Annotated in this window: 23 protein-coding genes, 2 tRNA genes and 1 pseudogene; 18 read left to right on the plus strand and 8 right to left on the minus strand. The window is 63.1% G+C overall.

The window, feature by feature from the left end; genetic code table 11:
• Positions 1 to 23: 23 nt before the first annotated feature.
• Complete coding sequence (locus tag AC1C2M_RS06820) at positions 24 to 1,340, minus strand: ABC transporter substrate-binding protein (RefSeq protein WP_495435715.1); 1,317 nt, start codon at positions 1,338 to 1,340, stop codon at positions 24 to 26.
• Positions 1,341 to 1,560: 220 nt separating this feature from the next.
• On the opposite strand from AC1C2M_RS06820, the gene AC1C2M_RS06825 reads away from it, so the two are divergent.
• Both AC1C2M_RS06825 and AC1C2M_RS06830 read left to right on the plus strand, forming a co-directional pair.
• On the plus strand, positions 1,561 to 2,481 hold the full coding sequence (locus AC1C2M_RS06825; RefSeq protein ID WP_495435716.1) for an amidase domain-containing protein: 921 nt from the start codon (positions 1,561 to 1,563) through the stop codon (positions 2,479 to 2,481).
• Between the two features lie 25 nt (positions 2,482 to 2,506).
• Complete coding sequence (locus AC1C2M_RS06830; protein ID WP_495435717.1) at positions 2,507 to 3,181, plus strand: SGNH/GDSL hydrolase family protein; 675 nt, start codon at positions 2,507 to 2,509, stop codon at positions 3,179 to 3,181.
• Positions 3,182 to 3,266: 85 nt separating this feature from the next.
• Here AC1C2M_RS06830 and pgm read toward each other — a convergent pair whose 3' ends face one another.
• Positions 3,267 to 4,886, minus strand: a complete 1,620-nt coding sequence (gene pgm, locus AC1C2M_RS06835; RefSeq protein ID WP_483405005.1) for a phosphoglucomutase (alpha-D-glucose-1,6-bisphosphate-dependent) — start codon at positions 4,884 to 4,886, stop codon at positions 3,267 to 3,269.
• Positions 4,887 to 4,918: 32 nt separating this feature from the next.
• Positions 4,919 to 6,313 (minus strand): alpha/beta hydrolase, encoded by a 1,395-nt coding sequence (locus tag AC1C2M_RS06840; protein ID WP_495435718.1) that lies wholly within the window; start codon positions 6,311 to 6,313, stop codon positions 4,919 to 4,921.
• A gap of 180 nt (positions 6,314 to 6,493) precedes the next feature.
• Here AC1C2M_RS06840 and pheA point away from each other — a divergent pair, with 180 nt between their 5' ends.
• The 4 genes from pheA (at position 6,494) to gdhA (ending at position 10,023) form a co-directional block, all read left to right on the plus strand.
• Positions 6,494 to 7,477 carry a prephenate dehydratase gene (pheA, locus tag AC1C2M_RS06845; protein WP_483405007.1) on the plus strand — a complete coding sequence of 328 codons (984 nt, stop codon included), beginning with the start codon at positions 6,494 to 6,496 and terminating at the stop codon, positions 7,475 to 7,477.
• A gap of 36 nt (positions 7,478 to 7,513) precedes the next feature.
• Positions 7,514 to 8,059 (plus strand): hypothetical protein, encoded by a 546-nt coding sequence (locus AC1C2M_RS06850; RefSeq protein WP_495435719.1) that lies wholly within the window; start codon positions 7,514 to 7,516, stop codon positions 8,057 to 8,059.
• A gap of 7 nt (positions 8,060 to 8,066) precedes the next feature.
• The gene (locus AC1C2M_RS06855; protein ID WP_495435720.1) at positions 8,067 to 8,528 is read left to right on the plus strand and encodes a hypothetical protein; all 462 of its coding nucleotides are present in this window, start codon (positions 8,067 to 8,069) and stop codon (positions 8,526 to 8,528) included.
• Between the two features lie 169 nt (positions 8,529 to 8,697).
• Positions 8,698 to 10,023: an NADP-specific glutamate dehydrogenase gene (gene gdhA, locus AC1C2M_RS06860; protein ID WP_483405876.1), complete on the plus strand. Its 1,326-nt coding sequence runs from the start codon at positions 8,698 to 8,700 to the stop codon at positions 10,021 to 10,023.
• A gap of 193 nt (positions 10,024 to 10,216) precedes the next feature.
• Here the strand turns inward: gdhA and AC1C2M_RS06865 are convergent, their stop codons facing one another.
• Together AC1C2M_RS06865 and AC1C2M_RS06870 are read right to left on the minus strand one after the other, a co-directional pair.
• Positions 10,217 to 11,119, minus strand: a complete 903-nt coding sequence (locus tag AC1C2M_RS06865) for a hypothetical protein (RefSeq protein WP_495435721.1) — start codon at positions 11,117 to 11,119, stop codon at positions 10,217 to 10,219.
• Positions 11,120 to 11,392: 273 nt separating this feature from the next.
• Entirely contained in the window at positions 11,393 to 12,364 is a 972-nt protein-coding gene (locus tag AC1C2M_RS06870) for a diacylglycerol/lipid kinase family protein (protein ID WP_495435722.1), read from the minus strand.
• A 37-nt stretch (positions 12,365 to 12,401) separates the two neighbouring features.
• On the opposite strand from AC1C2M_RS06870, the gene serS reads away from it, so the two are divergent.
• The 6 genes from serS (at position 12,402) to AC1C2M_RS06900 (ending at position 17,513) form a co-directional block, all read left to right on the plus strand.
• Entirely contained in the window at positions 12,402 to 13,664 is a 1,263-nt protein-coding gene (gene serS / locus AC1C2M_RS06875) for a serine--tRNA ligase (protein ID WP_495435723.1), read from the plus strand.
• Positions 13,661 to 14,461, plus strand: coding sequence for an HAD family hydrolase (locus AC1C2M_RS06880; RefSeq protein WP_495435724.1), 801 nt, complete (start codon positions 13,661 to 13,663; stop codon positions 14,459 to 14,461). The genes serS and AC1C2M_RS06880 overlap by 4 nt, the downstream gene beginning before the upstream one ends.
• A 123-nt stretch (positions 14,462 to 14,584) precedes the next feature.
• A tRNA-Ser gene (locus AC1C2M_RS06885) sits at positions 14,585 to 14,672 on the plus strand.
• Between the two features lie 29 nt (positions 14,673 to 14,701).
• Positions 14,702 to 15,991 carry an LCP family protein gene (locus AC1C2M_RS06890; protein WP_495435725.1) on the plus strand — a complete coding sequence of 430 codons (1,290 nt, stop codon included), beginning with the start codon at positions 14,702 to 14,704 and terminating at the stop codon, positions 15,989 to 15,991.
• A 56-nt stretch (positions 15,992 to 16,047) separates the two neighbouring features.
• Positions 16,048 to 17,331, plus strand: coding sequence for an LCP family protein (locus tag AC1C2M_RS06895; RefSeq protein ID WP_495435726.1), 1,284 nt, complete (start codon positions 16,048 to 16,050; stop codon positions 17,329 to 17,331).
• A gap of 90 nt (positions 17,332 to 17,421) precedes the next feature.
• Positions 17,422 to 17,513 (plus strand) — tRNA-Ser (locus tag AC1C2M_RS06900).
• A gap of 202 nt (positions 17,514 to 17,715) precedes the next feature.
• On the opposite strand, the pseudogene AC1C2M_RS06905 reads toward AC1C2M_RS06900, so the two are convergent.
• Positions 17,716 to 18,681, minus strand: a pseudogene (locus tag AC1C2M_RS06905) (site-specific integrase); the annotation flags it as partial.
• On the minus strand, positions 18,669 to 19,232 hold the full coding sequence (locus AC1C2M_RS06910) for a helix-turn-helix domain-containing protein (protein WP_495435727.1): 564 nt from the start codon (positions 19,230 to 19,232) through the stop codon (positions 18,669 to 18,671). The pseudogene AC1C2M_RS06905 and the gene AC1C2M_RS06910, both read right to left, overlap by 13 nt.
• A gap of 106 nt (positions 19,233 to 19,338) precedes the next feature.
• Between AC1C2M_RS06910 and AC1C2M_RS06915 the strand changes: the two genes are divergently transcribed.
• From AC1C2M_RS06915 to AC1C2M_RS06930, 4 genes are all read left to right on the plus strand, one after another.
• On the plus strand, positions 19,339 to 19,527 hold the full coding sequence (locus AC1C2M_RS06915) for a helix-turn-helix transcriptional regulator (protein WP_495435728.1): 189 nt from the start codon (positions 19,339 to 19,341) through the stop codon (positions 19,525 to 19,527).
• Between the two features lie 206 nt (positions 19,528 to 19,733).
• Positions 19,734 to 20,084 (plus strand): helix-turn-helix domain-containing protein, encoded by a 351-nt coding sequence (locus tag AC1C2M_RS06920; protein WP_495436479.1) that lies wholly within the window; start codon positions 19,734 to 19,736, stop codon positions 20,082 to 20,084.
• Positions 20,085 to 20,761: 677 nt separating this feature from the next.
• Positions 20,762 to 21,634, plus strand: a complete 873-nt coding sequence (locus AC1C2M_RS06925; RefSeq protein WP_495435729.1) for a phage major capsid protein — start codon at positions 20,762 to 20,764, stop codon at positions 21,632 to 21,634.
• Between the two features lie 507 nt (positions 21,635 to 22,141).
• Positions 22,142 to 22,501: a helix-turn-helix domain-containing protein gene (locus AC1C2M_RS06930; protein WP_495435730.1), complete on the plus strand. Its 360-nt coding sequence runs from the start codon at positions 22,142 to 22,144 to the stop codon at positions 22,499 to 22,501.
• Positions 22,502 to 22,654: 153 nt separating this feature from the next.
• On the opposite strand, the gene AC1C2M_RS06935 is transcribed toward AC1C2M_RS06930, so the two are convergent.
• Positions 22,655 to 23,026, minus strand: a complete 372-nt coding sequence (locus tag AC1C2M_RS06935) for a hypothetical protein (protein WP_495435731.1) — start codon at positions 23,024 to 23,026, stop codon at positions 22,655 to 22,657.
• 403 nt (positions 23,027 to 23,429) lie between these two features.
• Between AC1C2M_RS06935 and AC1C2M_RS06940 the strand changes: the two genes are divergently transcribed.
• Entirely contained in the window at positions 23,430 to 24,320 is an 891-nt protein-coding gene (locus AC1C2M_RS06940) for an SRA domain-containing endonuclease (RefSeq protein ID WP_495435732.1), read from the plus strand.
• 377 nt (positions 24,321 to 24,697) lie between these two features.
• Entirely contained in the window at positions 24,698 to 25,555 is an 858-nt protein-coding gene (locus AC1C2M_RS06945; RefSeq protein ID WP_495435733.1) for an Abi family protein, read from the plus strand.
• Positions 25,556 to 25,648 lie beyond the last annotated feature (93 nt).

Below are 25,648 nucleotides of genomic sequence, written 5' to 3' on the forward strand. Positions count from 1 at the left end.
GGGGCCTCTTGGTCGGGTGCTTGCTAGTTGTTGACTACCAGGTCGTTGAGGAGCGAGATGGCTTCATCCCATGCCTCGTCGGCGCTCGTGGTCTTGCCCGTGTCGAGCAGCTTCAGTGCGGGGCCGAAGACGTTCTCCTGGATGAGCGAGTCGTCAGGTCCCTTGAACTGGGCTTCAACTCCCTCGGCGCGTGACGCGAGGATCGCTCCGGTCGGGGCGTTGTTGAACAGCTCGTTCGGAGTGGCCTCTTCTGCGAGCTTCTTCTGGGCTTCGATGGTGCTGGGGAAGTTGCCGGCTGCTTCGGACTGCTTCACCTGCTGCTCGGGAGCGGTCAGCCATTCGGCGAGGGCCGCGGCTTCCTTGGGGTGTTCCGATGATGTTGGGACCGAGAGGAAGGCGCCGCCCCAGTTGGACGCTCCGCCGGGGAAGACGTCGGCGAAGTCCCAGCCGGTCGAGGCGTCGCCGCCACCGGACTCGAGTGATCCCTTGATGGTGCCGAGCATCCAGCCCGGGCAGACGAACGTGGCGAAGGAGCCATCAACGAATGCCTTGCCCTTGCCCCAGTCCCACGCGGTCTGGTTGGCCGAGAGGCCGTTCGCCGTGCCGGCTGCGAGCTGGTCGAAACGCTCGCGCATTTCGGCGTTGTCCTCGATGTTGAGGTCACCGTCCCTGGTGTAGTAACCCTCATCCATCTGGTTCACCATGGAGTTCCAGACGAAGCCCGAGTGGTCGTACCAGGCTTTGCCGGTTGCAGCCTTGTACTGCTCACCGAGTTCGAAGTACCGTTCCCAGGTCGCTTCGTCGCCTCCGAAGAGTTCCGCGACGGCTTCACGGTCGCTCGGCAGTCCGGCGGCTTCGAAGAGCTTGCCGTTGTAGCAGAGACCCTGCGGGCCGATGTCGGTGCCGTAGCCGATGACACGGCCATCGGGGTCTGTGCCCTGATCGAACTTCCAGGGCACCCAGTTGTCCTTGATGTCGGCTGCGCCGTACTCGTTGAGGTCGACGAACTGGTCGGAGACCCCCATGATCTGTCCGAGCCAGCCTTCCTCGATCGCGACAATGTCGGTGAGGCCGGAACCGGCGGAGATCTTGGTGAAGGCGTCCGTGCGGGCGTTTCCGCCGGTGTCGATGTTGTCGGCCTTGATCGTGATGTTCGGGTTGGCTTTCTCGTACTCCTTGTAGAGCTCGTCGTACCCGAAGGTGCCGAACGTGGTGATGGACAGTTCGATCTTGCCGTCAGCGGAGTCGGCGCCTCCTGAGGCGCAGCCGGTGGCGATGAGTGCAAAGGCTGCGGCGCCGGCGATGCCGGACGCGAGCCTGGTGCGGCGTGAGAGGTTCACGATCACTCCTTTGTGTGTGTGGACTGGTGCAGCTGAGAGCGCTCTCATTTGCAGTGCTGAGAGCGCTCTCACGGATTAGTGGACAAGCTACGCGACCCTGCGCGCACGTGTCAAGCCTTTCTTTCGGGAGCACGGTCGGCCGACGTGCGGGGGAGTGTCACGGTCTTCTTTCGACCGCGTCGATTACCATGGGAATCAGCTCTCAACCAAAGGATTCTTCGTGCAAAACCCGTTCCAGTCCGTCAGCCCCCGCGTCAGGAAGCGCCGCATCGCGGTGCTGGCGGGCATCGTGGCAATGGGAACTGTCGTTGCCGGATGCGCAACAGAGACGGGCTCAACCGGAGCAACGGGAGATCGCCCGCAACCGTCTGTCTCCGCGACCCCCGACGTGGTCAGCCAGGTCAGCGCAGTGGAGCCGGCGACCGGATCGGTCACCGGTGGCACGACGGTTTCCGTTTCCGGCACCGGCCTCAAGAGCGCAACAGCCGTGACGGTGGGAGGCGTCCCCGCGTCGGATGTGACGGTGAAGGATGACACGTCGCTGAGTTTCGTGGCTCCCGCGGCCGTCAACTTCCAGCCTGTTGCCGCTGATGTCGTCGTTCTTGACGGGGAGACGCCGATCGGATCACCCGTGCCGCTGACGTATGCGGTGGAGACCGGTATCGACGCCCAGATGTCATACGCGATGACTCACTGGAGCACGTACAACGAGGCCGAGTGGGGCAACCTCAACCCGGTCGGCGGTGACTGTGCCAACTTCGTCAGCCAGACGCTGATCGAACGCGGCTGGGAGCAGACGGATGCCTGGCACAACAAGCGGGCCGGTGCCGACTGGACCCCGGCGTGGGGATACGTCCCCGCCATGGACGACTGGTTCGCCAGTTCCGAGGGGCCGGAGGCTACCCGGCTGTCCCTCGATGAGCGCGACAAGGTCAAGGTCGGCGACGTCGCCATGTTCGACTGGAACCTCAACGACACTCCGGACCACGTGATGATCGTGTCGAAGGTGTTCGTCGAGGGGGATAAGACCGTGATTCAGCTCGTCGGCCACAACAAGGACTTCGACTACAGGGACCTCGACACCACCATCACCGTCGAGCACCCGGGCGGAACCGCGTGGTTCTGGAGTATTCCCGCCTAACCGCCCCCTCTGGATCGGACCGCGCATGCACCGCACGAACCGGACGCCTCACGTGCTTCTCGCGCTCGCGCTTCTTGGCGTTGGGGCCGGACTCGTCGCGTGTTCTGCGACAGGTCCAGGGCAGCGGTCCCCGGACCCCGGCCAGCCGGTGGCGGCCTTTTACGGTGATTCGTACACGCAAGGGGTTGGCGCAAGCGATCCGTCACTCCGATGGTCGACACTCATCGCCGCCGACCGGAACTGGACCGAGTTCAACCCCAGCGTGAGCGGGCTCGGCTTCGTGAACAATCGCGACGCTCTGGCCGACGACCTCGTCGGGCTCATCGTCGATGAGAAACCCGACATCGTCATCGTCACGATGGGGCTCAACGACAACTTTGCTCCGCCGAGTGCGGCCGACGGCCTCAGGCAGGCCATCGGGGACGACCTGGAAACCTTCGCCGAGGAGCTTCCCGACGCCCGCCTCGTGGTCGTCGAGCCGTTCTGGTACACCGACGAGAGGCCCGAAACGGTCGACGCCATCATCGGCTGGGTGCGGGATGCCGCCACCGCCGTCGACGCGGACTACATCGAGGGAGCCTCGCGGTGGCTGGAAGGCCACCCGGAATGGATGTCGGCCGACGGCATCCACCCCAACGACGCGGGATACGCCGAGATCGCCGAGCGCATGGACGAGGAACTGACCGCACTCGGTCTGTAGTCAGTTGCCGAGAGCATCAGTTCCGGCCCAAAGCATCAGTTGCGCCGGGTGTTCTCGACCGCAACTGATGCTCTCGGGGTAGGAGCTATCCGCCGAGCGCCGCGTCGACGATGAGCTTCGCCTCGGCCTGGACCTGCTTCAGGTGCTCGGCACCCCGGAACGACTCAGCGTAGATCTTGTAGACATCTTCGGTCCCGCTCGGCCTCGCGGCGAACCAGGCGTTCTCGGTCACGACCTTCACCCCGCCAACGGGTGCGCCGTTGCCTGGCGCTGTGCTGAGCTTCGCGACGATGGGATCGCCGGCCAGCTCGGTCGCCGTGATCGCCGCTCCATCCAGCTTGCCGAGTGCCGCTTTCTGGGCTTTCGTGGCAGCGGCATCGACGCGCTCATACACCGGGTCGCCGTACTTGTCGGTGAGTTCCCGGTACAGCTCCGATGGGGTCTTGCCGGTCACCGCGAGGATCTCCGCGGCGAGCAGGCACAGCAGGATGCCGTCCTTGTCTGTGGTCCACACGGTGCCGTCCATCCGCAGGAAGCTCGCGCCAGCACTCTCCTCGCCGCCGAAGCCGACAGAGCCGTCGATGAGTCCGGGGACAAACCACTTGAACCCGACCGGCACCTCCCACAGCGTGCGGCCGAGTGAGTCAGCCACCCGGTCGATGATGGAGCTGGAGACCAGGGTCTTGCCGATCTTCGCGCCCTGATCCCAGCCGGAACGGTTGCGGTAGAGGTAGTCGATGGCGACCGCGAGGAAGTGGTTCGGGTTCATCAGCCCGCCGTCCGGCGTCACGATGCCGTGCCTGTCGGCATCCGCGTCGTTGCCGGTGAGGATGTCGTACTCATCCTTATGCGCGAGAACGGATGCCATCGCGAAGGAACTCGACGGATCCATCCGGATCTTGCCGTCCCAGTCGAGAGTCATGAACCGCCAGGTCGGGTCGACGTGAGGGTTCACCACTGTGAGGTTGAGGTTGTACTTGTCTGCGATCGCCTGCCAGTAGCTCACGCTCGCCCCGCCAAGCGGATCGGCGCCGATCTTGATTCCCGACTCACGAATCGCGTCCATGTTGATGATCGTCGCGAGGTCATCGACGTAGTTTGTGCGGAAGTCGTAGGTTTCGACGGCGCTCGGTTCGGCCATCTGGACATCGATCATTCCGTTTGCGATGATTTCGTTCGCACGGTTGGCGATCCAGCTCGTCGCATCGCTGTCGGCCGGCCCGCCGTGCGGCGGGTTGTACTTGAAGCCGCCGTCTGCCGGAGGGTTGTGGCTCGGCGTGACGACGATGCCGTCCGCCTGTTCCTCGGCGCCGGAGTTGTTGTACTTGAGGATCGCGTGGCTGAGCGACGGGGTTGGGACGAAGTCGTCGAACTCGTCGACCAGGACGCGCACGTCGTTGCCCACAAGCACCTTGAGCGCCGTGGTCTGCGCCGGGTGGCTCAGCGCGTGGGTGTCCGACCCGATGAACAGCGGACCGGTGATGCCCTGGTCTGCCCGGTATTCGACGATCGCCTGTGTGGTCGCGGCGATGTGATGCTCGTTGAAGGCCGTGTTGAGGGATGACCCCCTGTGCCCGCTGGTTCCGAAGACCACGCGTTGTTCCGGAATCGACACGTCGGGCTGCAGCTCGAAGTACGCCTCGAGAAGCGCCGTGACGTCGACGAGATCGGATTCAGCTGCTGGGGTGCCTGCTCGCTCATTCATGAGCCCATTGTGGCATCAGCGCCCCCTGCTCGTCAGGGCCTTGCGCCGGACCCCTCGGCGAGGAGGGTGGTATCGGCCGCAAGAGTTCCCGAGCCAGGCGTGATGCCGTGGCGCTCCCCGGTGATGATCTTCCGGATGTCGTAGAGGCTCTCTGTGCCGTCGCCGAGGTATTTGTCATGGTCGAAGTGGTGGGATGCTCCAACCGCGTCGTGCGCTTTCACCGCTGCCAGGATGGTGCCGTCTTCGAGCGTTGTGCCGTCGCTGCCGAAGAACTGAGCGCCCCATCCCGGTTCTGCTGGATTGGCTCGACCTGACCAGAACCGCCCGGTGTCAGCGAGCGCATCCTCGCGTGCCTGGGAGACGTACACCCGTTCCGGCTGCACGTGGAGGTCGGTGATCGTCAACCCGGCAGGAACACCGGCGGAACCGATGATGACGAACGAATTCACCCCGTAATTGCCATTAGCGAGAGCGAGGGCCGCGGTCGTCGAGCCGTAGGAATGGCCGATGACCGTCACCTCCGCAAGCGGCTCGGCTTCGTCCCGCACGGCGTCATACCCGGCGAGGGCGGCGGCGAGCCGTACAGACCCCGCCTCGGCGTGCTCGGTCGAAACCGTGTCGACGGGTCCCGGGCTCGCGTAACCCAGCCAGAGCACGGCGGCGCTGTCGACCGATGCCTCCTGCATCCGTTCGACGCCACGCAGGTAGTCCGACAACTGGAGCACGCTCGAGTCCATGCCCGGCACGAAGAAGCTCGCGAACTTCGCACTGTCGAGATCTCCGACCGCAACGGCAGCGAGCGGGGGGCCGGCCACCGTTCCATCGAGCTCGATGAGGTAGTGCGGCACCGAGTCGGACAGATCGGCCCCGGACCCGAATCGTTGAACGAGGAGATCGACGCCGCGCAGCCTGTCGGTCGCCTCCATGGTGATGTGAGCGCTCTGGGCGTCGCCCGAAGAAAGGCTGTGCCCAAGCGCGAGCCGCAGGTCCGCTTCCGCCTGGTCTTTTAGATCGGCGAGCCGCGCCACGTTTGCGCTGCTGCGGTCGACATACGAAACCCCGCCGAGGTTGCCGATTGCGTCCGGCCGATCCTCGACCAGGCGGTTCCGGAAGTCGTCGGGCAGGTCGGTCCAGAGCGCTGCGACCTGGCGCGGCTTGAGCGCCTGCAGTGCACCCACGGCGGCGTCGAGATCGCCGGAGAACTCGGTGGCGAATCCGAGGCCGGACAGGGAGCCGATGACCCTCATGGACGGCGAGTCGGATGCCTGTGACCTGGCATGCTGACCGGTGAACGAATGGTGAACCTGGCTGGCGAGCCCCGGGCCGGTGATGAGCAGCGCGAGCACCGTTGTCGCACCACCGAGGCGGGACAGTCGGGACGCGCCACGAAGCGCCGACTTACCACTGTTGACCGCGGATGCGACCACCCTCAACGAATACAACCGACTACTCCCCGCACAACGACCGGAATGTCGCTCCCCCTGGTACGCGCGCGTAGCCAGCCTCGAAAGCATATCGATTCGTGCAGGCCGTGCACAGTCCCACATTCGGGGCGCTTCACCGATACTCCACCGTTGGTGGAGAGACTGGCCGGTAGGCTCGATTCTATGGCACAGACCCGCGACCCGGTTTCGCTCCGCACGTACAGCTACCTGGGGCCCCGCGGAACGTTTACCGAAGCCGCCCTCGCGCAGGTGCCTGAGGCGGTCGGCCAGAACTGGCGGTCGGTCAACAATGTTGGTGAAGCGCTCGGAGATGTCATCGCCGGGCGAAGCGATGGAGCGGTCATCGCCATCGAGAACTCCATCGAGGGTGGGGTTTCCGTCGCCCAGGACGCCCTCGCAACAATGCCGGGGCTTCGCATCGTCGGTGAGTACCTCGTGTCGGTGAATTTCGTCCTCGTCGCCCGTCGCGGAACGCGGCTCGAGGATGTCAGGGTTGTCAACGCGCACCCGGTTGCTTACGCGCAGTGTCACCAGTGGATGGACGCAACGCTCCCTGATCACGGGCACATTCCCGCCACGAGCAACGTGGCCGCGGCATCCGCCCTGTTCGAAACCGAACTGGCAGACGCCGCCATTGCGCCGCCAGGAATCGTGGACTCGTACGACGTCGACGTGCTCGCCGAGGCGATCGGTGACAACCCGAATGCCGTCACGCGGTTCCTCCACGTGAGCAGGACAACCCGGATTCCCGACGCAACCGGGGCAGACAAGACGAGCCTCGTCGCCGAGCTTCCCGTCGACCGTGCCGGTGCCCTGCTCGAGCTGCTGCAGCAGTTTTCGACGCGCGGTGTAAACATGAGCCTCATCGAATCGAGGCCGATCGGCGATGAGCTGGGCAGGTACCGATTCATCATCGACGCCGACGGTCACATCAGCGACGAGCGGGTTGCGGATGCTCTTCTCGGCGTCAGGCGGTTCAGTCCCGGTGTCATGTTCCTCGGCTCGTACCCTCGTGCGGACAAGTCCCCGATCGTCTTCGATGAGAAGTACTCGGACGAGGTCTTCGTCGACGCACGCGAATGGTTGCGGGAACTTCTCGCCGGTGAGTCCGACGGAACCGCGGCGGCGGCTTCGTTCGCTGGCTAGAATCCGAGTCAGGCATTCCGCGCGAAGGAGCATCGGATGAGCGACGAAGGCGGGTTCGACCCCAGGTACAGTCCGGAGTTCCAGCGTGGCTACGAGCCCAGCCGACGCGATCGGGCCGGTGAGTCGCCGCAGGCCCCAGCCCGGGTAGCGCCGATGCCCGTTGCCCCGGTTCCCGATCTGGTTGTTCGGCAAGCCGAGGGGCCGGACCGGATCGAAACGTTGCTTTCCGGCGGCACGGATGCTGCGGGCGATGCCGAGGACGTGGCCCCACCCGCTGAACTGCGCCCGTGGCGAAACCCCTACCTGATCAGCCTCGCGGTCATCGGGACCGTGATGACGATCGCGGGGGTGACGCTCTATCGCTGGGCGGTCACCCAGATGTACTCCGGGCAGATCGGCGGAGGACAAACCAGTGAAGAAGCGCGCTTGGACTGGATTTGGGTCCAGGTCGCGTGGGGCATTGCCCCGCTCCTGTGTATCGCCGGAGTTCTGACCGTGATCGGCGTTGTTTTCTTCCTGGCGACCAGGTGGACGCCCGTGAGACACAGGACCAGCGGTTCGGACGGCGAGCTGGACGGATAGCTCGCTCGTGGCATCCGTTCGGCACCGTCGTCGACGTCATCGGGCCCGCTGGATCGCCGGCGCGGGAGCCCTGCTGGTGATCAGCGGCCTTGGCCTGCTGCTTGGCGACGCGCAGGCAAGGCTGGACGCTGCTGAGCGGGTTATCTCGCTGACCGCGGAAGAGCGTGAATTTTTCGGCGAGGATGCGGACGCGATGGTCGGATCATTTGTGGTGTCATCGCTCATTCAGAGTCTGGTGTCTGGCTCTGGCACGCCCACGTTCGACGTGACGGTGACGGAGGCGGGAATCGAGGGCCGTGAGGTCTCGATCATTCAGTCGTCATCGTCGATGGTCTCAGTCTTCGACGGGAGCTGGCACGCCGCTCCTGCCGCGATCCCGGTGTTCGCCGGGATCGCGTTGCTCGTCGTCGCGCTCTTCGAGCGAGCGGCCAGGTGGCGACCGCAGCCCGATGCTGAGCGGCGAAATTGACTGGCGCGCCCGGCGCGATCAAACTGTTCTCGGTCGAACAACGACCTTTCTCGCGCGTCGCACCCCTCCTCATCCGGAATCTGGCTGCCGTGCGTCGCCCGGGCGGTGTTGCCCGTTTTCCTGATCAGAAAGTTCTCCCTTGTTCCAAACCTCACCCAGTTCAGAAGCCATTTCCGAGGTGTATGAGACCGCCGTCGCCCGCAACGCAGGGGAGCCGGAATTCCATCAGGCCATGCACGAGGTGCTCGAGTCGATAGCGCCAGCGCTTGACGATCACCCCGAGTTCCTCGAGGCGGGAATCCTCCAGCGGATCGTCGAGCCCGAGCGTCAGGTCATGTTCCGCGTGCCGTGGACCGACGACCAGAATCGCGTGCAGGTCAACCGGGGTTTCCGGGTGCAATTCAACTCAGCGCTCGGTCCGTACAAGGGCGGTCTCCGGTTCCACCCGACGGTGAACCTGTCGATCATCAAATTCCTCGGTTTCGAGCAGATCTTCAAGAACGCGCTCACCGCGCAGGGGATCGGCGGTGCCAAGGGCGGAAGCGACTTCAACCCGCAGGGCAAGAGCGACGCCGAAATCATGCGGTTCTGCCAGAGCTTCATGAACGAGCTCTACCGCCACCTCGGCGAGCACACCGATGTGCCGGCCGGTGACATCGGCGTCGGCGGACGCGAGATCGGCTACCTCTTCGGCCAGTACCGCAAGATCACCAACCGCCATGAGTCCGGCATGTTCACCGGGAAGGGCACCGGATGGGGCGGCGCCGAAGTCCGTACGGAGGCCACGGGCTACGGCGCGGTGTTCTTCACCGAGGAGATGCTCGCGACCAGGGGTGAATCCATCGAGGGCAAGACCGCCGTCGTGTCCGGCTCCGGCAACGTCGCGATCTACGCCATCGAGAAAGTGCAGCAGCTCGGCGGACGTGCGATCACGGCATCCGACTCTTCCGGTTACATCGTGGACGAGGCCGGAATCGACGTTGACCTGCTCAAGCAGATCAAGGAAGTCGAGCGGCTGCGCATCGCCGAGTACGCCGAGCGGCGCACGAGTGCACGGTTCATTTCGGGTGGAAGCGTGTGGGATGTGCCTGGCCAGATCGCCCTGCCGTGCGCCACGCAGAACGAGCTCTCGTTGCGAGACGCCGAGGCGCTCATCGCCAACGGCGTCGAGGCTGTCGCGGAGGGCGCAAACATGCCGTGTCTGCCAGACGCCGTGCACGCCTTCCAGCAGGCCGGTGTGCTGTTCGGTCCCGGTAAGGCGGCAAACGCCGGCGGCGTGGCCACGAGCGCACTCGAGATGAGCCAGAACGCATCGCGTCAGCGCTGGAACTTCAGCGACAGCGAGGACCGCCTGCACAACATCATGCGCGGGGTTCACGCTGCGGCTTTCGAGGCTGCCGACCGTTACGGTCGCCCCGGCGATTATGTCGTCGGCGCCAACACGGCGGCATTCGTGAAGGTCGCTGACGCGATGCTCGCGCAGGGCGTCATCTAGCGGCGGATGCCTGCGGGGCCGGCCGACGGCATCCGACCGTCCGCGGGGACGCGGACGCGCCCACCTTGCTCGGCCAGAAACGGCTGGTGACCCGGTTGCTCGGCCACAAACGGCTGGAGTTAATCGCGAGAAGCAACCGTTTTTGTCCGGGCAGGGCGCGTGCGACCATGTGTGGCCGAGCAGCGCCCGTTGCCTAGCCGATCCAGCCGAGCATCCGCAGTCGTCGCTCGACTCGACGCCGCAGCCCGGGCAGGTCGGCGAGGTCGTCCCCGGTGAATTGCAGTGTCTGCCAGCCTTCGTCGCCGATGTCGTTGGCCCGGCGCACGTCACTTCGCCATTGGCGGATGTCGGTGCGGTGCTGATCGCCGTGGTACTCCAGCTCGAGCTTCTGTTCGGGGAACGCGAGGTCGAGATATACCGTGCGGCGCGCCAGTGTGAGGAACACTTCGTGGTTCGCGAGGGGAGTGGGAAGCCCGCTCAGCGCCAGGTCGACGCGAACCAGTGATTCGGGGCGAGACCGAGAGTGGTCGGAGGTGAGGGCGAGCGCTCGCCGCAGCACCCGGCGTCCTGCTCGCGAGGTGTATGCGTCGACAGCACTGGCGAGCTGCGCGGCGGTCGTGCGTTGTGCCTCGTGCCAGAGGAGGAAATCCGCCGCCGCGACCAGATCGGGCAGATCCAGCATGGCAGCGAGCTCGCACCAGGTGCGCTCAACGGTTGTGACGGGCAGGCCGGCGAGCGTGGTGACGTCGCTCTGCTCCATCCTGGCGCTGTGCCCGTGGACCCCACGCCGACGCAGAGCGCGTCCTGGCGATCGGACCGTGACGTGGATCGCTGCGTCGGGTGACAGTGGCAGGGGCATGCCGTGGAGGAGCGCGGCGGTTCGGTGGCTGAGGGCCGCACCCCGCGGCATCCGTGTTGCCATCGCCCGGCACGCAAGTTCGAGGTTGAGACTGGTCGTGGCGAGCACCCTGATGCCGTGAAACGGCGCGACGAGGGACTTATTCCGCATCTGCGCGCGCGTGAAGCCGTGCTCGTATGCGTCTGCCACGGAGAACGCGGAGGGCAACGCGCACGGCAGTGGTTTACGGAAGGTCACGGCATCGAGGATGCCCCACGGCGTGGAGGCGCGGCAGGCTCGATCCACGCCTGTGGAGGTCAGGGGTCACCCGGCCGCCGGTTGAGGGATGGACGGGTTGCGCGGATCCCCCTTTGCTCGGCCAGAAAGGGCTGGTCGCGCGCTGCTCGGCCAGAAACGGCGGGAGCTTTCGCGAAAGTTCGACCATTTTCGACCGAGCAACGGCGCGGGCGGTGAGTGTGACCATTTCTGGCCGATCAACAGGTCGAGCAGCAGCCGGAGCGGCAGGAGCGGCTAACGCACCCGGACGGCCAGCGCCCCCGGGTCGGTCGCGAACCGCACCCCGGCCACGATGCCGAACCCGTCGCCGTCGAGCTCGATGGCGCGGGGTTTCTCGAGCGACACCGTGATGCCGGCGCTCCGCAGGTAGGTGATCGTCGACGAGTTCCCCGACGTCGCCTTGATGATGCGGCGGCCGATCACCGACTTGCGGAGCGGACCATTGTCGACCCGCAGCCTGCGCGCCACGTCGATCCAGCCCACCGTTCCGCGGGGCTGCAACACGGCGACGTCGAGCAGTCCGTCATCGACGACGGCGTCCGGCATCATCTCGAGCCCGCCGGTCAGCGTTCCACAGTTGCCGAACAAGATCGTCGAGACGTGGGCGCTGTGCACGGGCTTGCCCTCGAGCTGGTACCGAATACGGAACGGCTTTGCCCCCGGCAGCACACGGATGCCGGCGTCGACGTAGGCAAGCCAGCCAAACGATTTCTTGAGCGCGTCGCTCGTGTTCGCCATGATGTCGGCGTCGATTCCCATGCCGGCCATCACGAGAAAGCCGTGCTCTTCGATGCTGCCGTCGGTGCGGCTGAGCGTCGCAATGCCGAGGTCTATGTGACGTGTGTTTCCCTCGAAAGCGATGCGGATGGCATCCGCAGTGTTGGTGATCGGCACGCCGATGTTGCGCGCGAGGACGTTACCCGTGCCGCGGGGGAGGAGCGCGAGCGGAACGCCGGAATCGCGGAGGCCCTCTGCAACGCTTCGCACTGTGCCGTCTCCGCCGGCAGCGAGCACCATGGCCGCACCGGCGTCGACCGCCTGCTGGGCGATGCCGCGCCCCGGGTCCTCGATGCTCGTCTCGAACCACAGCGACTCGCCCCACCCGGCGGCGGTGGCTGCGGCGTCGATCTGGCGACGCAACTCCTGGATGCGGCCCTTGGTCGGGTTGAAGATCACAGCGGCGCGAGGGGACTCTGTGCTCGTCATATCTTCAACGGTACCCCGCGCGGCTAGACTTGCCAGCGTGATTGATCCAGTGCTCCTCCGCGAAAACCCAGACCTCATCCGGCGTTCGCAGGAGGCGAGGCGATCGCCCGTCGACCTCGTCGACCAGGCCCTCGATGCCGACCGTGAACGCCGCACGGCGATCACCACCTTCGAGGAGCTGCGCGCCGAGCAGAATGCGTTTGGCAAGACCGTGGCGCAGGCGCCCAAAGACGAGAAGGCGGCGCTCGTCGCCCAGGTCAAGGGCCTGTCCGAGCGGGTCAAGCTCGCGCAGCAGCAGGTGACGGATGCCGAGACTCGCTTTAACGAGATCGTCGGCGCGATCCAGAACCCGATTATCGACGGCGTGCCCGCTGGCGGCGAAGACGACTTCGTCACCCTTCGAGAGGTCGGTGAGAAGCCGACGTTCGACTTCGAGCCGAAAGACCACCTCGAACTCGGCGAACTCCTCGGCGCCATCGACATGCAGCGTGGCACCAAGGTCTCCGGCGCTCGCTTCTACTACCTCCGCGGCATCGGTGCCCGCCTCGAACTCGCCATCATGAACATGGCACTCGATCGCGCGCTGACCGAGGGGTTCATTCCGCTCATCACCCCGACGCTCGTGAAGCCCGAGATCATGGCCGGAACCGGGTTCCTCGGCGCCCACGCCGACGAGGTGTACTACCTTCCCGCCGACGACCTCTACCTGACCGGTACGAGCGAGGTGGCGCTCGCCGGATACCACTCCGACGAGATCATCGACGTGGCGGATGCCCCGATCCGCTATGCGGGCTGGTCCACCTGCTACCGCCGCGAGGCTGGCTCGTACGGCCGCGACACCCGCGGAATCATCCGGGTGCACCAGTTCAACAAGCTCGAGATGTTCGTGTACACGACACCGGAAGAGGCAGAGGCCGAGCACCTCCGTCTGCTCGGCTGGCAGGAAGGCATGCTCCAGGCCCTCGGCCTGAGCTACCGCGTTATCGACACCGCCGCCGGCGACCTCGGCTCGAGCGCCGCACGCAAGTACGACGTCGAAGCCTGGGTTCCGACGCAGGACGCGTTCCGCGAACTCACCTCAACCTCCAACTGCACGACGTACCAGGCGCGCCGCCTCAACATCCGTTACCGCGGTGAGAGCGGCAAGACCAGCCCGGTCGCGACCCTCAACGGCACCCTGGCAACGACCCGCTGGCTCGTCGCGCTCCTCGAAACCCACCAGCAGGCCGACGGATCGGTCGTTGTTCCCGAAGCGCTCCGCCCGTACCTCGGCGGGCTCGATGTGATCCAGCCGCTGTGAGCGAAGCCGGTTTCCTCGTCGCGCTCGACGTTGACGGCACCCTGCTCCACGAAGATGGATCGATGTCGGATGCCGTCATCGATGCCGCTCGCGCGGCATCCGCCCGCGGTCACCAGCTGATGCTCGCAACGGGGCGCAGCTGGGAAACAACCCTGCCTGTCGTCGAGCAGCTGGGAATCGACCCGGAGTACGTCGTCTGCGCGAACGGCGCACTCGTCATGAAACGCGACCAGGGAGCGGTCGGTGGATACCACCGGCATCTCATCGAGACCTTCGATCCGAGCGACGTGCTCAAGACCATCCGATCCCACCTCGCCGACGGCCGATACATGGTCGAGTACCCGAGCGGATACCGCAGATACACGGTCGGAATGACCGACTGGAATCTCGAGAACGCCGAAGAGGTCGAGTTCGAGGGGCTGTTGAGCGAGCCGGTGACGCGAGTGGTGGTCGTCTCTCCAGAGCATGATGAACTCGAGTTCCTCAAGATCGTGGAGAGCATGGGCCTGCACCAGGTCGCGTATGCCATCGGCTGGACCGCGTGGCTTGACATCGCTCCGCTTGGCGTCAACAAGTCGACCGCCCTCGAGAGGGTACGTGGATGGCTCGATGTGCCGCGGGATCGCGTCGTCGCCGTTGGTGACGGCCGCAACGACGTCGAAATGTTCGAGTGGGCGGGAGCCCAGGGGCGAGCGATCGCCATGGGGCAGGCGCCGGACGAGGTCAAAGCGGCGGCGACCGAGGTGACCGGGTCGGTTGCCGATGACGGACTCGTGGCCGTTCTCGAGTCGCTCTGAAGCCCGGATTAGGGCTGCGGGTACTCGGTTCTCACTCAGGGACCGTCCAGAATGCCCTGTGAGTATGGACTTGCCCTGATCCGCTAGGATCGAGTGTTGCGTGCTGTCCCGACAGCGCGGCATGGAGGGCTGTCCGAGCGGCCGATGGAGCCAGTCTTGAAAACTGGTGGGCAGAAATGTCTCGTGGGTTCGAATCCCACGCCCTCCGCCAAAGCCCTGCCGACCCGAAAGGACCGTCGAGTGAGTGAGCCTTCACGCCGTACCCGGCGGACCGAACCGGTCTCAACGATCGCCAGGCACGGCCGGCTGAAGAAGTCCCACCCGATCCGGACCATCATCAAGGTTCTCTCCGGCGCGCTTGCCGTTCTGCTCGTCAGCGGAACCGCCGTTTCGGCGTATGCGCTCTGGGACATCGCGAAAGACGTGCAGCCATCCGTCACGCTCGCGAATGAGACGCCGGGTGTCTCGGCTCCGAACATCGACGCGATCGAGGGTGGCGTCAACCTGCTTCTCGTCGGCAGCGATAGCAGGGCCGGCCAGGACGGTGTATTCGGTGACCCGAATAAGGAAACCAGCGTCCTCAACGACGTCACGATGCTGATGCACATCTCGGAGGACCACACGGCGGCGACGGTCATCAGCTTCCCGCGCGATATGTTCGTCTCCATTCCGGAATGCCCGAAAGAGGACGGCGGCACGTACAAGGCGCTGGCTTCGCAGAAGATCAACTCGAGCCTGCAGTACGGCGGACTCGCCTGCACCGTGCTCACCGTTGAAAAGCTGACGGGCATGAGCATTCCATTCGCCGCCGAAGTCCAGTTCAACGGTGTTATCGAGCTGTCGAACGCCGTCGGGGGAGTCGACGTCTGTGTCGCCGAACCGATCGACGACGACTACACCCAGACCTACCTCGACGAGGGAACCCACACGCTTCAGGGCATGGCGGCGCTTCAGTTCCTCCGCACACGTCACGGCGTTGGCGATGGATCGGACCTTGGACGGATCAGCAATCAGCAGGTGTTCCTCTCCTCGCTCGTACGTCAGTTGAAGAGCAGTGAGACGCTCACCGATCCGACGAAGCTCTTCAGCATCGCCAAGGCCGCCGCGGGCAACATGACCCTCTCGAACAGCCTCTCGAACGTCAACACGATGGTGTCGATTGCCATGGCGCTCAAGAACATCCCGCTCGAGCAGGTCGTGTTCGTGCAGTATCCCAACGCCGCCGGAACGAGTGGCGGACAGAGCGGCGTCCTTCCGCTGAAGGCCCCGGCAAAGCAACTGTTCGATGCGCTCGCCGCCGACCAGCCGATTACGCTCACGGGTGACACGGGTGTCGGCTCCGTTCTTGACCCGAATGCACCGGTCACCGAAGCACCTCCTGCCCAGACTCCCGCTCCCGAAACGCCGGCTCCGGATGCCACTCAGCCGGCATCCCCGGAGACCCCGGCCGCGCCCGATGTCGTCGCGTTGCCCGAGGCAGTGCAGGGCCAGACTGCTGGCGACTACACGTGCTCCAAGGGAAACAACTAAAGCTCACGCGTCCGGGGTATCAGGGTTCCGCGACCGTGGCGGTTTAGAGTGGTGCTGTGAGCCACCGACGAGCGCCGATGATGAAGCATGGACGGCAACCTCGGCGGGGTGCGGCAGCAGTGCTGTTGAAGACAACGGCGATTGCCCTCGCCGTTGTCCTGGTGAGCGGCGCGTCGGTTGCCGCGTGGATTGTCTACGACCTGGCGTCCAACGTGTCGTCCAATGCGGTCGATATCACGCAGCCCGATGCGGCCGGTGATGCCGTCCCGAACATCGGTGCCATTGAAGGCGGCTTCAACATGCTCGTTGTCGGTGCGGACAACGATGAGAACCAGGACAGGGGCGCGTACGGGAAACGTGATGTCACACTCAATGACGTCAATGTGCTTCTGCACGTCTCGGAGGACCACTCCTCAGCTGTCGTCGTCAGTTTTCCGCGCGACCTGGTTATTCCGCAGCCGAAGTGTGTCGATCCCGAAACCGAGGAGACTGCGCGCGCCGTCTCAGCCCAGTCGCTCAACGCGTCATTCGGCAGGGGCGGATTGTCCTGCGTCGTTGCAACGATATCTGAACTGACCGGGCTGGAGATCGAGTATGCGGCGCTGATGTCATTCGACGCCGTTGTGCAAATGACCAATGCCGTCGGCGGGGTCCCTGTCTGTCTTACGGAGCGTGTGCGCGACAGGTATTCGGGGCTGGACCTCCCCGCTGGAACGACGACTATTTCCGGCGCGACCGCGCTCGCCTTCCTTCGCACCCGTCACGGAGTTGGTGATGGCAGTGACCTCGCGCGCATCGGTTCGCAGCAGCAGTACATCTCGTCCCTTCTGCGCACGATCAAGAGCGATGACACACTCACCGACATCACCAAGTTGTACGGGCTCGCTCAGGTGGCGGCCAAACACGTGAAGCTGTCCACGTCGCTCACGAACGTGAACCAGATGGTCGCGATGGCGAGGACGTTCCAGACGATCGACCTCGATAAGCTGGCGCTCGTTCAGTTTCCCGTGGTGACGCACCCGGACAACCCCAACAAGGTGGCTCCCAACAAGTCAGTGGCGAAAACGTTGTTCGACGCGATCGCCGAAGACGCGTCATTCGCGCCGGACCCGAACGTCGAGAGGAACGGCGTTGAGGCCGACCCGAACGCGCCTGCCCCGCCCCCTGTAGCGGGTCCGCCCGCTACAGAATCGCCGGCTCCTCAGCCGCCGACGACCGCCCCGTCCGATCCGGGCACAGGTGGGTCGCCGACGCCGACGCCAACTCCGACCTCGAACGTGATCGAAGGGCTCTCGGGCCAGACCGCCCTCGAACAGACCTGTTCGGTCGCGAATCGATAGCGGTCAGCTGTCGTTTTTCGCCCGCGATTCGGAACACGGCACATCACCCGTTATGATTGAGCCTGTGCATCCGCCTGTCGGCATGCACATGGAGACGTCGCATAGTTCGGCCTAGTGCACCACCCTGCTAAGGTGGAGTCCTCGTAAGGGGACCGCGGGTTCAAATCCCGCCGTCTCCGCCAGATCAAAACCCCCTGATGGCCCGGAAACACTGGCCATCAGGGGGTTTTTGCTGGCCTTCTCCGGGGCGCTTGCCCACGCTTTGCCCACGATCGATTGCATCACTTCCTCATTGAGCCGAGTGGCAACGGTATCGAGCTCATCGTCGAACAAATCGGCGTAAGTATCCAGCGTCATCGTTGCGGACGCGTGCCCGAGCATCCTTTGAACGGCTTTGACGTTAGCGCCTGAGCTGATTGCGAGTGAAGCCGCTGTGTGTCGAAGATCGTGGAGGGTCATAGGTTCCAGGCCACTAGCAGCGAGTGCTGTCTTGAACCAGGACTTTGAGCCTGCCGAGACACGCGTCCGACGCATGTGCAGCCCATCGCGACCCGGAAGCAGAAGTTCGCTCTTATTTTTCCCATCCATCCGGGCCAGTATCGAGGGAACCAAGAATGCTGGAAAGGGCACCGAGCGGACCTTGTGATTCTTAGGGGTACCGACATGGATGACCCCCGCCACCTCCACGGCGTTCTGCGAGACGCTCAAACGACGCCGTACGAGGTCGACGTCCCCAACGCGAAGGCCCGCCAGCTCGCCCCAGCGAAGGCCGGTGTATGCCAGCAAAAGCACCAAGAGCCCGCGCTCTCCGCTGTTGGCCGCAAGGATGTGAACTTCGTCATGGGTGAGGTAGACATTTTTGCGCTTCGGCTTGCGGGGGAGGTTCACGTCTTTTGCGGGGTTTGCAAGGATGCGCCTGTCCTTTACGGCGGACTCCAGAATTGCGGACAAGACGCCGAACGTTCTGATTACGACGGTGGCGCTGCGCTCTGCTGAGAGTCCTGAAACCCATTCCTGGATTTCGGTGTGGCGGATACTACCGACCGCCCGCGCTCCCCACTTCGGTTGGACTCGCAGCCGCCATGCGTCTGCAACTGGGCGGTACGACGACGGCTTCAGATGAGTCTGAGACTCAAGCCAGCGAGGTCCCAGTTCGTTGATGGTGACGCGTGCGGACGACGCATCGATAAAGTCCCCCCGCGCCTTGCTCACTTCGACAGACGCAAGAAACAACTCTGCGTCCCGCTTGGTTCTGAAGCCGCGCTTGTCAGTCTGCGAGTGGTCGGGCTTGCGGTAGCGAGCTCGCCACCGTCGTCCGGAGGCGGTCTCATAGGGGCTTACCGTTCCCATCGCCACTCCCAGGCTTTGCTTCGCTCGCTCAGGTCAACACCCAGGCCTTTCAGGGCGGATTGCAACGATTCAGCCGTTGCGCGACGTTCCTCAACGTTCGTCTCTGCGCCACCTTCTGCGGACTTCTCGGCGATTTCCCTCATGACTGACTCATACTCCTGCATTGAGCCCATGATGGTCTGCGTCACGACTCCCGCTGGGCCGCTGGAGCTCCCAACCCTGCTGGACGTGCCCGATACTGAAGACGCCCAGTCCATCAAGTCGACGACGCACGCCTCGTCCTCAGTCTCACCGGTTGCGACCACCTGCACGCGCATGTAGGGGTGATCAATGGGCAAGGCGAGAGCGATCGGTGGAACGTGGAGCGCCCAAGCGAGTGCAAAGAGCTGGTCCACAGTGACGTCCGGTTTTCGCCCACTCTCGATGTTCGCGATCACTCCGCGAGAAAGCTCACCGCCGAGACGATCGCTGAGCTGTTGAGCGCTGAGGCCTTCGAGGCGGCGGTATTTGGCGAGCCGGTCACCGAAGCCGGTTGATGGTCGTTGTGTCATATCAACACAGTAACGCTTCACTTGACACAAACGCAATCACGTGGGTACTGTCTGAACACGGCACAACTTGTGTCACCAAAACACAGGGAGCGAAATGAATGGACTGATGAGCCCCGACGACGTTGCGGGTTACATTCCGGGTATGACGGTGGGCGCACTGGCGCAGCTTCGCTACACGGGGAAGGGTCCTCGGTATTACAAGCCGACACCTAAGACGGTGGTGTACAAGGAGAGCGACGTCGTGGACTGGCTGGAATCTTCGGCGCGCCGCGGCACCGCGATGGAGGCGATCTAAATGTCTCAACACGGCGAAAAGGCTCTCGAAATCGGTCGGGATTTCGAGAGCCAGGAGACCGCGGCCCCAGCTAGGGAAACGATCAACAGCGACGCTATCAGCTTCCCGGATCTTCCGCGCGGCGCTTGGGATCGTTGCTCCGGCGGTCGCTTCGCGAAGGAATAGGCATGAGTATTCAGGCCCTGAACTTCGCATGGTCCTGGCCTATGTCGTCAACCCAGAAGCTGGTCCTCCTTGCGATCGCCGATTTCTACAACCAGGAAGAGCATCGTGCCTGGCCGTCGATCGACACAGTGGTTTTCCGTACCTGCCTTAGCCGTAGCAGTGTGAATCGCAGCGTCAAGGAACTCCGAGCGATGGGGATTCTTGAAGTCGAGACCTGGGTTGACGCAACATCTGGGAGGCAGCTAACCAACCGCTACTGCCTTCCTCTCTTGGACCCTGAATCGGAGGCGGAGCCGGGTCCGGTTCGAGCTCTGCCCAAACCGGATGGGAGGGGAGGGTGGAAGTATGTGCGGCTCCAAGTTGGGTCCGAGGTTCGCGAGATCGCCAGTTGAAACCCGGGAGGGCGTCACGGGGAAACCCTCCGGGGTGTCATGCTGCGTCAAAGGTGGGTCACGGTGGCACCCAATCCATTAGATAACCCTTACTAGAACAATCAACTGAACTTAAAGCGCGCGCTGCGGCGCAAGAGCAAATGAGGATGAATGAGTAGTCAATTTCCAATGCCCCCATATTTCGGAAACAGTCGTCCCGATCTCGTCCAAGTCAAGCCGGAGGCGGAGGTTCACGACGCGCTCCGCGCGGCTCTCCTTAGCGATCGACCGGTGTACGTGGAATGGCCCGGAGAGGTTGTCGAGCTGAATGGAGCGATCGTGGGGATGACACCCAGTCGCCGCATCGAGATCAACGCCGTCGTCGAACCAATTGATACATTGGATGGTACAATCGACTAGTTGGGCCTCGGATGCCAGCGCCCCGGCTCCTGTGGGCCGGGGCGCTTTCTGCTACAATGGGCGGTACAATCCGCAGGGATCGCGCCCGACAGGGGCACCAATGGGCTACCAGCCGCCGTCCGCAGGGACACAACGCAAGCCGCAGGGCGAGCGAACCAGCGACTTTGGAGTCGCCAGCACAGAACCGTAGAAGCTGACCGCAGGGACAGGCTCCGGTGACGTCGTCGCGCAATCGCGCACGTTCACAAATCGCTCGCCTGCGCCTATAGGGGCGGGGCATGTCCGAGAGGATTCCAATGTCCATCTTTACAACTACAAACGGAGCAAATGGCATCTTGAGCCTGCTCCAGTCCAGCCTCATTACCCCTCTGGGAAAGGCGTCGATCGCGGCGAGGGTTTCCACTCCGCTCCACACCAAAGCGGGTCGCGTGGAAGTTCCGGTCATGACCGAGGACCCATCGGCCGGTTGGTATGCGGAAGGCACGGAGATTTTCGCGGATGACCCGGAGTTCGAGACGATCACTGTCTATCCTTCGAAAGTTGCGGGCATCACTGGAATCTCCAACGAGTCCATCGCCTCGGGTTCCAGCGACATCGCGTCCAGGGCGTTGGACGCGCTCGTGCGGGACGTCGCTACAAAGATCGACGTCGCCTATTTCGGGTCCTTGGCGGCTCCTGCGCCCGCAGGCCTGGGCTCGCTTGAAGGGGTAAACGATCTCAGTACCGATCTCGCCGACCTCGACGTCTTCGAGGCGGCAAGGCTCGCAGCTGCGGGGATCGGGGAAATCGTCTCAGGCTTCGTTGCTTCCCCGGCGACGCTTCTCAAAGTTGCCACGTTGAAGGAAAGCAGTGGATCGATTCGGCCTCTGGTGCAATCGTCTCCTGTTGCTGGAGCGGCTGACGTCACCCCTGAAGCAGTGAGTCTCGCGGTTGCAGGAACCCGTCTCTACGCATCATCCGCTGTGGCGGACAACGTTATATGGGGCGTTCCTTCCCGAGCTAGCGTGCTGGTTCTTTCAGGAGAACCTGACCTCGCCACCAGCGGTGACGCCGGGTTTTCACGCGACATGACATTCGTTCGAGTCACTCAACGGGTCGGGTTTGCCTTCGTGCGGCCTGCCGCGATTCAGAGGATTACTGTCACCGAATAGACCTGCTGGGGGCGGGCTATCTGGACCGGATAGTTGCGGTACGGGCTCGCCCCCAGCCCTATGGAGCATTTGAACCTCGCGACCACCGTTGACCTCGAGACGTCCTTGGTTCGTTCACCGACGCCGGCAGAAGCCAAATACGCGTTGCTATTCGCGCGAGGATTGAGGATCCTCCGGGGCAACCGTGCCGACGTCATAGATCAGCGCGATCGCGAGCGGGAGTATCAACAAAGGGTCGTAGCTGTCCTGGCTGACGTGGTTGCGCGTGTCCTTCGAAATCCCGTGGCATCTTGAGCGAAAGCCAGGCGGGATATGACTACGAGGTAGATTCGGCGGTGGCATCGGGGCTCTTGCAGCCAACCGTCGCCGAGCTCGAGCTCATCGGAGCGGTCACGTCGGCCTGTTGGACACGGACATCGGGCATGGACAGCTGCGGCGCAAGCCGTTTCCAGACCACGCCTCGCGTTCATCCATTTCTGTGCGGCGGGTAGGCGGCATAATCGCTGCATGCAGAGCCTTGACGAATCAATCCGCGCAATCATCCGGGAAGAGGTGGAGCGGCAGCTGAAGGAGCGCGCCGCCCAGTTCGATCTATCAAGAATCGGTCAGCCCGTGGAATCGAGAACCGTTGATGAGTCGTCTTTCCGTCTGTACTCTGTGGCGGAGGTAGCGAAGCTTCTCGGGACGTCCAGAGGCTTTGTATACAGCCGTATCAACTCCGGAGATCTGGGCATAGTAGAGCTAGGGGACGCTGTCACGAAGCACCGCGTACGGGCCAGTGAGCTACGTCGTTTCATTGAGGCCAGGGTCAAGCGCTCTGGGTCGGCGCTTCAACGCGCCCAGCCCAGCGGCTCAGAGTTGAATTAGACCGCACTCGGAGCGCTTCCATACTGCTGTTCGGCCTGCACCAATGACTTCCATCCGAACCAGGCACCGGGGGCAGTTCGGGGCGTCTAAATCCCTGTCCATAGCCCGAGGCTACTCACCCCTGAGAATGCCCACCAGCCCCGCTGGCTCACCCTACGGATGAAATCGAGGCTCCGTCGTGTAGAGCCCGTATGTGGCATCTGTCAGCGTCATTGATGGCACAACGCATACCGTCGAAATGCCCGAAGCGAATTCCTGGATGAGAGCATCCGAGGGCATGCCAGTGCCGTCATCGATTTTGTTGCGTGCCGACGTGAGAATGTCTGCTGCTGCAGCGAACTTCTGCTTCGAAGTCATCTCTTCATTCCAGTCGTCGCATGTGGTGTTCGAGTAGCTCTGCGACCAAGTTTGCGTGTATTTGGAGATCTCCGTGTCGACCTCTGGGCCTTCAGCGGCCGAATTCGACGCGACGGTGACGCCAATTATCAGCACCAGAAGTGCTCCAACAGCGACCAGTACGATCACCCAGCTTCTCTTCGCTGCCCCGCTGCTGGAACTGGGCGATAGGTTCGGTGGTTGGGATGGAACGAATGCTGGTCCGGTCATGGGGCCCTTTAGTCGCGGTTGAGGTCCAGCGGGAACCGCTCTCACGTCTGCGGCCCATGCATGTTGGGTTCAACGTATCTTCCGAAGCGTCGGTGCGCATCGCCCACTTCGGGGCCGAGGGGGTACCCCGCACCCCCTCCCTGTCCGCGGTAGGCCCGCTTCGCGTATAGCGGCTGACAAGTTGTACGGGTTTTCAAGTCGATCGTCTACAGGCGAGGGGACGCCCCGTTATGGGGCTGCGCCTGGAGCGGTTCCAAACAGGATATATGCGCCAGAGTTGGGGTGATTCGGAAATTCGAATCGCAAAGACGGGGGACTGCTTATGGCGCAGGAATGGGAAATTGCGGTTGGCGAAGCGCAGAAGCGCACCGACATGCAGAAAGTCTATGGCGGTGGTCAGCGAGGCGGCATGGAGCCCTCGGCAAGGACGCCAAACGTGCTGCTTTTCACCAGTCCTTCGGGGGAGCAGTTCGGTTACACGTTCGATGGATGGCACGAGGACGGAACTTTCCACTACACCGGGGAGGGGCAAGTGGGCGACCAGGTGATGACCGATGGCAATCGTGCGACTCTCGCACATCGGTCAGCCGGTCGGGCGCTACGTCTGTTTCAGACAGACGGCTCGCTCGTCACCTACATCGGGGAGTTTGAGGTCCCAGACGAGTCATACGTGTTTGTAGATGAGGCACCTGATAAACACGGGGATCTACGCTCCGTATTCGTGTTTCGTCTCGTTCCGATTGGGGAGACCCTTAGATCACCGGAACTCCTGGCTCCTGTTGAGGTGTCGGCTGGGATGATCCCTATTGAAGCTACGAACATTGCCGGGTACGTGGCGCGACGCCCAGATGAACCAGTCGAGGTTGTCCGCCGGGAGGCAGAGCTGGTGAAACGATACGTGAACTGGCTGGCAGCCACGCAATCGCAGGAGGCGGTGCGCCATAAAATTCCGACTCCCGCAGGAACGATCATGTACACCGATGTTTTCAATCTGGCGACTGACGAGTTGATCGAGGCCAAGGCATCTTCGTCCAGACATAATTTGCGCATGGCGTTGGGTCAGATATTGGACTACGCGCGATACGTGCAGCACGAGGGCCTTGCAATCCTGGTGCCTACCCGTCCTGCGGTCGACATGATGGATCTCCTGCGCAGCCACGGGGTCGCAGTCATTTGGGAGACGCTTGGTGGCGGGTTCGTTCGTGGGGACTAGTCGCCACGACCAAACGAGGGGCGGGAAGTCGTCTCACGGAAAGCGTTGCGCGCTTGCAACGGAAAGCGTTGCGCGCTTGCAACGAAAAGCGTTGCACGAGTGCAGGGGGAAAGCACCGCGCGACTAGGCAGGTCACTATGCGTGCTCGGCGCGCAAAACCGAGACGATTCGCGGGGTGAAACCCTCGCCGGCTCAGCACAGGGAAGCACAACGGTGGGTCTGAGCATTGCATGTGAGCATATGGGATGGTTTGCGCACGCGCCTACGCTTTGGATAGAGTTGACGCAACAGCGCCCCGCCAAGGCTAGAACCTCTAAAACAAGGTTTCCTGAAATAGGCGGGGCCATTTTTTGTGTGTGGGGCAATAGGCTCTGCTGGTGAAGAAATTCCATACGCTGGATCAGCAGCGGAAAAAACTGGAAACTAACGGTCTGGCGGTGCCAGATCCGGCGGCTGCCAGCGCCGCGCTTTTGGACAGAAACTACTTCCGTCTGAGTGGCTATTTTCGCCAGTTCCAGGTGGAGCCGGACGCAAAAAGAGATGCCTTCATTAGCGGGACCACTTTCGATGACGTCATCAATGTCCACGATCTTGACATCGAGCTCGCAAGGATATTTCTTCATCAACTCGGCTGTATCGAGCGCTCCGTGCGCGCTCGATACGCGTATCAGCTTGCTGAGCAGTTTGGCCATGATGCCTTTTACCTGCAAGACGCGTTCTACACGGAAATTTCGGAAAAGCAGCGCGTTGATACCCAACAGCTGGAAAATCAGTTGAGCCGCAGTAAATCCCGAACACTGAATCCCTACCGCGACGGGGACGATTTTTCAGCCGTCCCTGTGTGGGTAGCGTTTGAAGTCTTGTCGTTTGGGTCGTTGTCGAAGATCATGGTCTATGCAAAAGATGACTCGGCGGCTAGGAAAGTCGCTGAGTCCTATTCCTTGCCGTGGGACGGTTTTCTAAACACGGTCCACAGCCTTTCTGTCCTTCGGAATCGTTGCGCGCATCACGGCCAGATTTGGCATCGACGTCTAGATATTCAAACGCCCATTCAGAAGAAACAGAGGCGCGGTGAACCCGACTTCGACGACAAAGGCCCACATGCGGCGGTGATCGCAATGAAGCGATACGCAAAGGGGGGACTGGGAGACTTGAGGTTCGCGGATGAGATCTCGAAATTCCAAGACGCCCATCCCCGCTTTTACGCGGGCGTGTTGAAGCCCGAACCGAAATAGCGGCTTGCGAGCTACTTCATTTTTCGGAGAGCTTCGCGAATCGCGTCGTCGAATTCGAACAGGTAGTCGCGGATGCCATCTGGGAGTCCGTGT

It is taken from the genome of Mycetocola sp. Y444, from assembly GCF_059445295.1.

Bases quoted from the DNA above. Each gene is read 5' to 3' on its own strand.
- pheA (WP_483405007.1), top strand. From the start codon at position 6,494: ATGGCACAGACCCGCGACCCGGTTTCGCTCCGCACGTACAGCTACCTG.
- AC1C2M_RS06870 (WP_495435722.1), bottom strand. From the start codon at position 12,364: ATGACGAGCACAGAGTCCCCTCGCGCCGCTGTGATCTTCAACCCGACC.
- AC1C2M_RS06830 (WP_495435717.1), top strand. From the start codon at position 2,507: ATGCACCGCACGAACCGGACGCCTCACGTGCTTCTCGCGCTCGCGCTT.
- AC1C2M_RS06850 (WP_495435719.1), top strand. From the start codon at position 7,514: ATGAGCGACGAAGGCGGGTTCGACCCCAGGTACAGTCCGGAGTTCCAG.
- AC1C2M_RS06915 (WP_495435728.1), top strand. From the start codon at position 19,339: ATGAGCCCCGACGACGTTGCGGGTTACATTCCGGGTATGACGGTGGGC.
- AC1C2M_RS06940 (WP_495435732.1), top strand. From the start codon at position 23,430: ATGGCGCAGGAATGGGAAATTGCGGTTGGCGAAGCGCAGAAGCGCACC.
- AC1C2M_RS06925 (WP_495435729.1), top strand. From the start codon at position 20,762: ATGTCCGAGAGGATTCCAATGTCCATCTTTACAACTACAAACGGAGCA.
- AC1C2M_RS06930 (WP_495435730.1), top strand. From the start codon at position 22,142: ATGCAGAGCCTTGACGAATCAATCCGCGCAATCATCCGGGAAGAGGTG.
- AC1C2M_RS06910 (WP_495435727.1), bottom strand. From the start codon at position 19,232: ATGACACAACGACCATCAACCGGCTTCGGTGACCGGCTCGCCAAATAC.
- AC1C2M_RS06920 (WP_495436479.1), top strand. From the start codon at position 19,734: ATGTCGTCAACCCAGAAGCTGGTCCTCCTTGCGATCGCCGATTTCTAC.
- pgm (WP_483405005.1), bottom strand. From the start codon at position 4,886: ATGAATGAGCGAGCAGGCACCCCAGCAGCTGAATCCGATCTCGTCGAC.